Genomic DNA, 8674 nt, shown 5'->3' with positions numbered 1-8674 from the left:
CCGTTCGGCCGTGCGCGAGGCGATCAAGATGCTGATGGCCAAGAGCCTTTTGGCATCGCGTCCGAAGATCGGCAGCTGGGTGGAGCCGAAAGAGCGCTGGAACCTGCTCGACCGCGATGTGCTTGCCTGGTACGCGACCTCGCCCGACCGCGAGGTATTCCTGAAGACGGTGCAGGAATTCCGCCATATCATCGAGCCGGAGGCGACGGCTTTCGCCGCGATGCGGCGTACCGAAGAACAGATGGCCGAGATCAGCCAGGCCTGCCGCGAGATGGGCGAGGCACCGACCCTGCAGGAGCGGACGCGCGCCGACACGCGCTTCCATCTCGCGATCCTGAGGGCCTCGGGCAACGACTTGCTGGTGCCGCTTGGCGTGCTGATCGAATCCGCGTTCGATCACCTGTTCAGCTACACGACGCGAGAGGTCGACGACCTGCAGCATGCGCAGAAGCTGCATGAGGCGATCGAGAAGAACATCCGCCTGCAAAGGCCGGACGCGGCGCGCAATGCGGTGCGCAAGCTGCTCGCTAACACCGACGAGGTCATAAAGTCGAGATAGCCCGCGATCGAACTAGTCCTGTCTCGGACGGCCGAAAGCGGCGCGCAGTTCGCCCTTGGCCTTCTCCAGCACTCGCTTGCGTTCCGCCGGCAGGTTGCTGCCGGCACGGTTGATGTAGAAGTTCAGCATCGACATGGCGGACTGGAACGGCTCGGACTTGCGCCGGTCGCTGTGCTCGGCCGATCGCTTGAGCGAGGCGGCGATCTTTTTGGCATCGTTGGATTCGAAGACATGCTTCTCGAGATCCATCGCGTCGCTGTGCCCGGTCACTTCGGCCGACCATTTTCGTTTCGCGGTCATGGCAGCACTCCTTTCATGATGGAAACTCAACGCGGAGATGTCTGTTCCCGCCGGATCCTTGCTTCTGGAGCGACGGATTTGCCTGTCGTGGCGCTGCTCGATGCCCGCCGATGCGCCGAATAGTGGAGCCGAACCGCTAGCTCTCAAGAACACCGCGGACAGGAAACGCCTTGGTCACCACCTTCTCCAGCAGCGCCCAGAGCCCAGACATCGACAGCGCCTATGCCTGGATGCGGCTCGCCATCTCGGTGGTTCTGGCAACGATCGGAGGTGTCGGCATGTGGGCGGTGGTCGTGGTGCTGCCGGCGGTGCAGGCGGAGTTCGGCGTCGACCGCGCCGCGGCCTCGATGCCCTATACCGCGACCATGGTCGGCTTTGCCGCCGGCAATGTGCTGGTCGGCCGCGCCATCGACCGGATGGGCTACTGGATCCCGGCGCTGGTCTCCGCGACGGCGCTCGGCGCCGGTTTCCTGCTCGCCTCGCTCACCAGTTCGATCCTCGGCTTCACCCTGGTCCAAGGGCTTCTGATCGGCGTCGGGACGTCGGCGATCTTCGGTCCGCTGATCGCCGACATCTCGCATTGGTTCAACCGGCGCCGCGGCGTCGCGGTGACGGTGGCGGCATCGGGCAATTACCTCGCTGGGGCGGTCTGGCCCTTCATCATGCCGACGATCATGAGGGCGGAAGGCTGGCGCTTCACCTATGCGACGATCGGCGTCGTCTGCCTGCTCACAATGGTGCCGCTGGTGCTGATGCTTCGGCGCGGCGCTCCGCATGAAGCGATGGCCGGCACTGCCGGCGGCCGTCCGGTGCGGCCGATCTCGCTGTCGCCGGCGGCGCTGCAGGTTCTGCTCGTCGTCGCCGGCTTCGGCTGCTGCATGGCGATGTCGATGCCGCAGGTGCACATCGTCGCCTATTGCATGGACCTCGGTTATGGCATGGCGCATGGCGCCGACATGCTCTCGATCATGCTGGCGGCGGGCGTCGCCAGCCGCATCGGCTCGGGCTTCCTTGCCGATCGCATCGGCGCGGTGAGGACGCTGCTGCTCGGCTCGGTGCTGCAATGCCTGTCACTGCTGTTCTACATCCCCTTCGACGGGCTTGCCTCGCTCTATGTCGTGTCGCTGGTCTTCGGCCTGTCGCAAGGCGGCATCGTGCCCTGTTATGCGATCATCATACGCGATTACATGCCGGCAAGGGAGGCTGGACAGCGCGTCGGCATCGTCATGATGGCGACCATCTTCGGCATGGCGGTCGGCGGCTGGATGTCGGGCTGGATCTACGACCTCACCGGCTCCTATGCCGCGGCCTTCGTCAACGGCATCGCCTGGAACCTGGTGAATCTGGCGGCCATCCTCCTCTTGATGTGGAAGGCCCGGCGCAGTCCCCTGGCGATGGCCTGATGGCGGGCCGCACGGTGCCGGTCGCTTGACAAGGGCGGCAGGCTGCGCGACGCCAGATGGCGCGGCGAGGGACTGGCATGGCGATACCGACAAACACCATCGTTTCGCGGCCCAGCCTGGCTGATGGCGCGGCATCGAGGGCAGGGCGGTGATCAAGCCGCGCTCGCGCCGCGGCGGCGGCCGCCCGACCATCGCCGACGTGGCGCGCAAGGCCGGCGTCGGCGCCATCACCGTATCGCGGGCGCTGCGCGAACCGGGGCGGGTTTCGGAAGACCTGCGCCGCCAGATCCAGGCCGCCGTCGACGAGCTCGGCTATGTTCCCGACCCGAACGCAAGGGCGCTGGCCTCGGCCCGCGCCGAGGTGTTCGGCGTGTTGGTGCCGTCGCTCACCAACAACGTTTTCGCCGAAGTTGTGCGCGGCATCTATGACAGCCTGTCGGACAGCCCCTTCCGCATCCAGCTCGGCAACACCCACTATTCCGGCCTCGAAGAGGAGCGCCTGCTGCAGGTGTTTGCCCCGCAGCGGCCGGCGGCGTTGATCGTGGCCGGCATCGACCAGACTCCAACCTCGCGCCGCCTGCTGGAGACTGCCGGCTGCCCGGTGGTTCAGGTCATGGAGACCGGTCCCGATCCGGTCGACATGCTGGTCGGGTTTTCCCATTTCGACGGCGGCCGGGTAGCGAGCGAGCACCTGGTCGAGGCGGGCTACCGGCGGATCGGCTTCATCGGCGCCCGCATGGACCCGCGTTCGCAGCGGCGTCTGGCCGGCTACCGCGCCGCCATGGAAGCGGCGGGCCTGTTCGACCCCCGGCTGGTGACGACCACGCCACTGCTGTCCAGCGTGACGCTCGGTCGTGAGCTTTTTCGCGATGCGTTGGCCAAGATGCCGGCGCTCGACGGGGTATTCTGCAACAATGACGATATCGCGCTTGGCGTCCTGTTCGAATGCCATCGCGCCGCTATCGCGGTTCCGAAGACCATCGGCATCGTCGGCTTCAACGATCTCGACATGATGCAAGCAGCGTTTCCGTCGGTCACCAGCATCCGCACCCATCGCTATGAAATCGGCCGCCAGGCAGTCGCCATGGCGCTGGCGGCGATCGCGGGAGAGAGGCCGCGACAGCGCGTTGTCGACCTCGGCTTCGAGCTGATGCGCCGCGAGAGCACAGCACGTTGAAACACGCAGAAGCGACTGTGCAAATGCCGGTTTACACTGCGTCATGGTAGCGCTACCAAATGTTTCGTGCGGAAATTCAAAGCAAGGCCAGCGTCTGTTTATTATATATAAGCGACAGCTCATGCTTGTTTATTATGTATAATATGCTAGCTTTGTTTTCTCCTTGAGGGAGTTGGAGGAGGGGGCATCGGGTGGCAAACCGCCACCCTGGTAGGCGTCATGGGGCAAGGCTGGAGGGCTTCGCCGGGTGTGGACGGGCGCCAGAACCACGCAGCATCAGGCAGAACTGCAATCGGGAGGAATATCGATGATCAAGTCACTTGTTGGTGGCATCGTTGCCGCCACTGCATTCGTTATGCTGAGCTCATCGGCTATCGCCGAGCCGGAAATCGTCAAGGGACCGGCCGCGGAGCCGGACTGCTTCGCGCCGTGGGCGGCCGATACCCAGTTCTTCAAATTCCCCAAGAAGGAGGGCCCGTACCGCATCGCGCTCGCCAACGGCTATATCGCCAACACCTGGCGCATCCAGATGATCCAGACGGCCAAGGCCTATGCCGCGCAGAAGGACGTCGCGGCAAAGCTCAAGGAATTCAAGGTCGTATCGACCGGCGAGGATGTGCCGGCGCAGATTTCGGCGATCAACAACTTCATCGATTCCGGCTTTGATGCGATCGTCGTCAATGCCCAGAACCCGACGGCCTTCGGGCCGGTGATCAAGCGCGCCAAGGAAGCCGGCGTCGTCCTTGTCGCCTTCGACAACATCCTCGACACCAAGGATGCCATCAACGTCAATGTCGACCAGAAGGGCCTCGGGGAACTGTGGGCCAAGTGGCTGATCAGCCATATACCCGATGGCGGCAAGATCCTGGAAGTACGCGGTGTTGCCGGCACCTCGGTCGACACCGATCGCCACAATGGCATCCATGAGGTCCTGGACGCTTCGGGCAAGAAGTGGGACGTCACCGAAGTCGCCGGCAAATGGGATGATCCGACAGCGCAGAAGGTCACCGCCGACGCCATCGCCACCAACGGTCCGTTCGTCGGCATCACCGGCCAGGGCGGCGACACCGGCATCGTACAGGCGATGATCGATGCAAAGCATGCTTTCGTGCCGTTCGGCGGCGAGACCGAAAACGGCTTCCGCAAGTTCTGCGCGGCGCACGCGGCCGATGGCCTGAAGTGCTTGTCGGCCGGCACCGGCCCCGCCCAGGTGGCGGTCGCTATCAAGACGGCGATCTCCGCGCTCGAGGGCAACGTCGTGCCGCAATCGGTGAAACTGCCGCTGGCGATCGTCGAGGATCCGAACTTCAAGGAAGGCCAGGACTACTTCCCCGATCAGTCCGACAATTTCTTCGTCGGCAATTCCTTCCCGACCTGCGGGATCAATTTCACCGCGCAGGAAATCATGGGCCAGACCAAGGAAAACAAGTAGTCTGACCGGCCGGGGCGGCGGGCATCTCCCGCGGCTCCGGCTGCTTGCCATCTGTCGATAGAAATTGCCTCGGAGGGCTGATGGACGGCGCGGTTCCGCTCTTTCGCATGGAAGGCATATCCAAGCGCTATGGCGGCGTGCGTGCCTTGGAAAAGGCCGAGCTGACGGTCACGGCCGGTAGCATCCACGCCATTCTCGGCGAAAACGGCGCCGGCAAGTCGACACTGATCAAGGTGATGGCCGGGGTCGTCGCGCCGGACGAAGGCCGCATGATGCTGGACGGTCGCGAGGTGAGCTTCGCCTCGCCGGCGGCGGCCAACCAGGCAGGCATCGTCTGCATCTTCCAGGAACTGTCGCTGATCCCGGAACTCAGCGTCGCCGACAACATCGTCATCTCCGACCCGCCGAAGCGTTTCGGCCTGATCGACCGCAAGGCGCAGCGCCGCATCGCCGAAGAGGCGCTCGCCCGCGCAGGTGCTTCCGACATCCATCCGCTGGCGCTGGTGAAGGATTTGCCGCTGTCGCGCCGGCAGATGGTCGAGATCGCCAAGGCGCTGGCCCGCAAGCCGCGCATCCTGATCCTCGACGAGGCGACCTCGGCGCTGACCGCGACCGATGTCGCCAAGATCTTCGGCGTGCTGAAGAGGCTGCGGGAAGAGGGGCTGGCGCTGCTCTACATCTCGCACCGGATGAACGAGATCGCCGAGCTTGCCGACCAGTGCACCGTCTTCCGCAACGGCCGCAACGTCGCCAGCTACGCGGCCGGCTCGAAGAGCGACAGCGAAGTCGTCGAATTGATGATCGGACGCGAATACAGCCACATCTTCCCGCCGAAGCCGGCGCGGCACGCCGCCGCCGTCCCGGTGCTGGAGGCGCGCAACCTGTGCTGGACCGATCGGCTGGACAATGTCTCGCTCACCGTCGGGGCGGGCGAGGTCGTCGGCCTCGGCGGCCTCGACGGTCAGGGCCAGCGGGAGTTGCTGCTTGCCTTCTTCGGCGTGCTGCGCGGCCTTGCCGGCGAGATCCTGGTCGACGGCAAGGCGGTTTCCATCGCCAGTCCTTCAGCCGCGCGTGACGATCGCATCGGCATGGCGCTCATCCCCGAGGACCGCAAGACCGAGGGGCTCATGCTGCCGATGACGGTGCGCGAGAACCTTTCCTTCGCGGCGCTCGACCGGCTGTCAAAGGCCGGCGTCATCGACCGCGCGACCGAGCAGCGGCTGATCGACGACATGGTGGAGCTGCTCGCGATCAAGACCGCTGGCCTCGACATTCCGGTCGGCGCGCTGTCGGGCGGCAACCAGCAGAAGGTCGTCATCGCCAAATGGCTGATGCGGCAGCCGCGCATCGTCCTGCTCAACGACCCGACGCGCGGCATCGATGTCGGCACCAAGCAGGAACTCTACCAGTTGATGCGCAAGCTCGCCGACGCCGGGGCCGCGATCCTGTTCTATTCGACCGACTATGACGAACTGATCGGCTGCTGCGACCGGGTGCTCGTGCTCTATGACGGCGCGGTCAAGCGCGAGCTGGTCGGCTCCGAGATCACCGAGCATGCGCTGATCGCCAGCGCGCTCAATATCCACGGCGAGGGCGCCGGTCCGATGCAGGGAGAGGGCGCATGAAGGGGATCGTAGCGTGAAGGATTGGCGTTACTGGCTGGCCGAGCAACGCGGAACGCTGCTCGCACTCGGTATCTTCGTCGCCATGTTCGCGATCTACAGCGCGAACCACCCGGCGGGCTTTACCGCCAATGTCGTGCAGACGGCCGCCAACAAGGGCGTGCTGCTTGCCTTCGTCGCCATGGCGCAGACCCTGGTAGTGATCACGGCCGGCATCGATCTATCCGTCGGCATGATCTTCACGCTGACCAATTGCCTGGCTTCCTGGCTGGTCATCGGCACCGGCCTCGAGACCGCCTTCGGCGTCGTCGCGGTGCTCGGCACCGGGCTCGTCTGCGGCGCCATCAACGGCGCCATCGTCATCTATGGGCGGCTGCAGCCGATCGTCGCCACCATCGCCACCGGCGCCGTCTATTTCGGCCTCGCACTGCTGCTGCGGCCGTTTCCGGGCGGTTCGGTCAATGAGGACCTTGCCGATTTCCTGACCGGGCGCTTCTTCGGCGTCGCGCCGGCGAGCCTGGTCGCGCTGGCGGTCGTGGTGCTGATCGTGTGGGTGCCGTTCAGCCGCTCGGAGCTTGGCCGCGCGGCCTACGCCGCCGGCTCCTCGGAAACCGCCGCCTACATGTCGGGCGTGCCGATCCGGCGCGGGAAATTCGTCGCCTACGCGCTTGCCGGGCTGCTTGCCGCGATCGGCGGGCTGTTCCTGACCTTCTTCACCTATACGGGCGACGCCGCCTATGCCAGCGGCAATGCCTATACGCTGTTTTCCATCGCGGCCGTCGTGCTTGGCGGCGTGTCGCTGTTCGGCGGCAAGGGCAGCGCCATCGGCGCGATCTTCGGCGCACTCGCCTTCCGCACCATTGGCGACCTTTTGTTCGTCTTCGATTTCGATCCGCTCTGGCAACCGCTGTTCCAGGGCGTCATCCTCCTGATCGCGGTCAGCCTCGGCGCCTTCGCCCTGTTCAGGGTCCGCAACCGGCTGGAGTGGTTCCTGTGAGCGAAACGACCATCGGCGGCATCGCCGGGCGCATGCCGAAATTCATCCGGCGCGCCGATCCGGCTGTTATCACGGCCTTCGCCTGCATCGTGCTGCTGCTGTTTCTCGGCAGCCTCTATTCGCGCAGCTTCCTGTCGCCGGAATATCTCTTGCAGCAGCTCAAAGTGGCGTCGTTCCTCGGCGTCATTGCCACCGGCATGATGCTGGTCATCCTGCTCGGCCAGATCGACCTGTCGGTGCCGTGGTCGGTGGCGGTCGGCGCGATGATGGCCGCCGCGGCCGCGGCCTACGGTCCGGTCGGCGTGGCGCTTGCCATCCCTTTCGGCATTGTCTGCGGTATCGCGATCGGCGTCGTCAACGGCATCGGCGTCGCCTATCTGCGCATCCCCTCGATGATCGTGACGCTGGCCACCAACGCCGTCGCGCAAGGGCTGATGGTGGTCTACACGGGGGGCTTCTCGCCGCAGGATTCGGCAACGCCGGCCATGCGCTACCTGGCGACCGGCTTTGCCATTCCGGCGGTGCCCAACGCCGTCATCATCTGGGCGCTAATCGGCGCTGCCATGGTCTTCGTGCTGACCCGTACCGGCTTCGGCCGCGCCGTCTACGGCATCGGCAACCGTGAGCGCGCCGCCTATCTTTCGGGCATTGACACACGCCGCGTTGTGATGGTCGCCTTCGCGGTTTCGGGCGGACTCTCGGCCTTTGGCGGCGTGCTTTTGGCGGGTTACGCTTCGAAGGCGGCGCAGTCGATGGGCGATGCCTATCTCTTGCCGTCGATCGCGGCGGTGGTGCTCGGCGGCACCTCGATCCTTGGTGGACGCGGTTCCTATCTGGGCACTGTCGCCGGCGTCATCCTGATCACGCTTCTGCAGTCCATCCTCTCGGTCATGCAGATGCCGGAGGCAGGACGGCAGATCATCTACGGCGTGGTCATCGTGGTCATGCTTCTGCTCTACGGCCGGGCCCCGGCGAGCCGCTGACCGTGATCGAAAAAGCGGGACCGCCGGCGACCAAGACGCCGCTGGCCATCGTGGTGATGGGGGTTGCCGGCTGCGGCAAGTCCGCGGTCGGCGAGGCGCTGGCGGCGGCGCTGGGTACAGCATTCGTCGAGGGCGACAGGCTGCATCCGCCCGAGAATGTGGCGCGCATGGCAAGCGGTGAACCGCTCACCGACGAATTGC

9 protein-coding genes are annotated in these 8674 nt (G+C 65.3%); 8 read left to right on the top strand and 1 reads right to left on the bottom strand.

Features of this window, described 5'->3' with window-relative positions; translation table 11 throughout:
- Nucleotides 1-559, top strand: a 559-nt coding sequence (locus EN742_RS14600) for an FCD domain-containing protein (protein WP_148670106.1), incomplete at its 5' end; no start/stop codon positions are given.
- 12 nt (nt 560-571) lie between these two features.
- Here the strand turns inward: EN742_RS14600 and EN742_RS14595 are convergent.
- Nucleotides 572-859, bottom strand: coding sequence for a DUF3175 domain-containing protein (locus tag EN742_RS14595; protein WP_127406057.1), 288 nt, complete (start codon nt 857-859; stop codon nt 572-574).
- A gap of 230 nt (nt 860-1089) precedes the next feature.
- Here EN742_RS14595 and EN742_RS14590 point away from each other — a divergent pair, with 230 nt between their 5' ends.
- The 7 genes from EN742_RS14590 to EN742_RS14560 form a co-directional block, all read left to right on the top strand.
- Nucleotides 1090-2262 (top strand): MFS transporter, encoded by a 1173-nt coding sequence (locus EN742_RS14590; RefSeq protein ID WP_128332951.1) that lies wholly within the window; start codon nt 1090-1092, stop codon nt 2260-2262.
- Nucleotides 2263-2410: 148 nt separating this feature from the next.
- Nucleotides 2411-3439 (top strand): LacI family DNA-binding transcriptional regulator, encoded by a 1029-nt coding sequence (locus EN742_RS14585; protein ID WP_127406988.1) that lies wholly within the window; start codon nt 2411-2413, stop codon nt 3437-3439.
- Nucleotides 3440-3746: 307 nt separating this feature from the next.
- Nucleotides 3747-4871 (top strand): sugar ABC transporter substrate-binding protein, encoded by a 1125-nt coding sequence (locus EN742_RS14580; RefSeq protein WP_127406989.1) that lies wholly within the window; start codon nt 3747-3749, stop codon nt 4869-4871.
- 80 nt (nt 4872-4951) lie between these two features.
- Entirely contained in the window at nt 4952-6496 is a 1545-nt protein-coding gene (locus EN742_RS14575; RefSeq protein WP_128332950.1) for a sugar ABC transporter ATP-binding protein, read from the top strand.
- Between the two features lie 13 nt (nt 6497-6509).
- Nucleotides 6510-7490 (top strand): ABC transporter permease, encoded by a 981-nt coding sequence (locus EN742_RS14570; RefSeq protein WP_126059028.1) that lies wholly within the window; start codon nt 6510-6512, stop codon nt 7488-7490.
- Nucleotides 7487-8473 carry an ABC transporter permease gene (locus EN742_RS14565; protein ID WP_127406601.1) on the top strand — a complete coding sequence of 329 codons (987 nt, stop codon included), beginning with the start codon at nt 7487-7489 and terminating at the stop codon, nt 8471-8473. The genes EN742_RS14570 and EN742_RS14565 overlap by 4 nt, the downstream gene beginning before the upstream one ends.
- Before the next feature lie 56 nt (nt 8474-8529).
- A partial coding sequence (locus EN742_RS14560) for a shikimate kinase (RefSeq protein ID WP_281034961.1) occupies nt 8530-8674 on the top strand: 145 nt, incomplete at its 3' end.

The sequence above is a fragment of the Mesorhizobium sp. M4A.F.Ca.ET.020.02.1.1 genome (assembly GCF_004022645.1).
Classification (GTDB): domain Bacteria; phylum Pseudomonadota; class Alphaproteobacteria; order Rhizobiales; family Rhizobiaceae; genus Mesorhizobium.
Note: the sequence above shows the minus strand (reverse complement) of the source record. Positions and strands in the feature narration are given on the sequence as shown.

Bases quoted from the DNA above. Each gene is read 5' to 3' on its own strand.
- EN742_RS14575 (WP_128332950.1), top strand. From the start codon at position 4,952: ATGGACGGCGCGGTTCCGCTCTTTCGCATGGAAGGCATATCCAAGCGC.
- EN742_RS14595 (WP_127406057.1), bottom strand. From the start codon at position 859: ATGACCGCGAAACGAAAATGGTCGGCCGAAGTGACCGGGCACAGCGAC.
- EN742_RS14590 (WP_128332951.1), top strand. From the start codon at position 1,090: ATGCGGCTCGCCATCTCGGTGGTTCTGGCAACGATCGGAGGTGTCGGC.
- EN742_RS14580 (WP_127406989.1), top strand. From the start codon at position 3,747: ATGATCAAGTCACTTGTTGGTGGCATCGTTGCCGCCACTGCATTCGTT.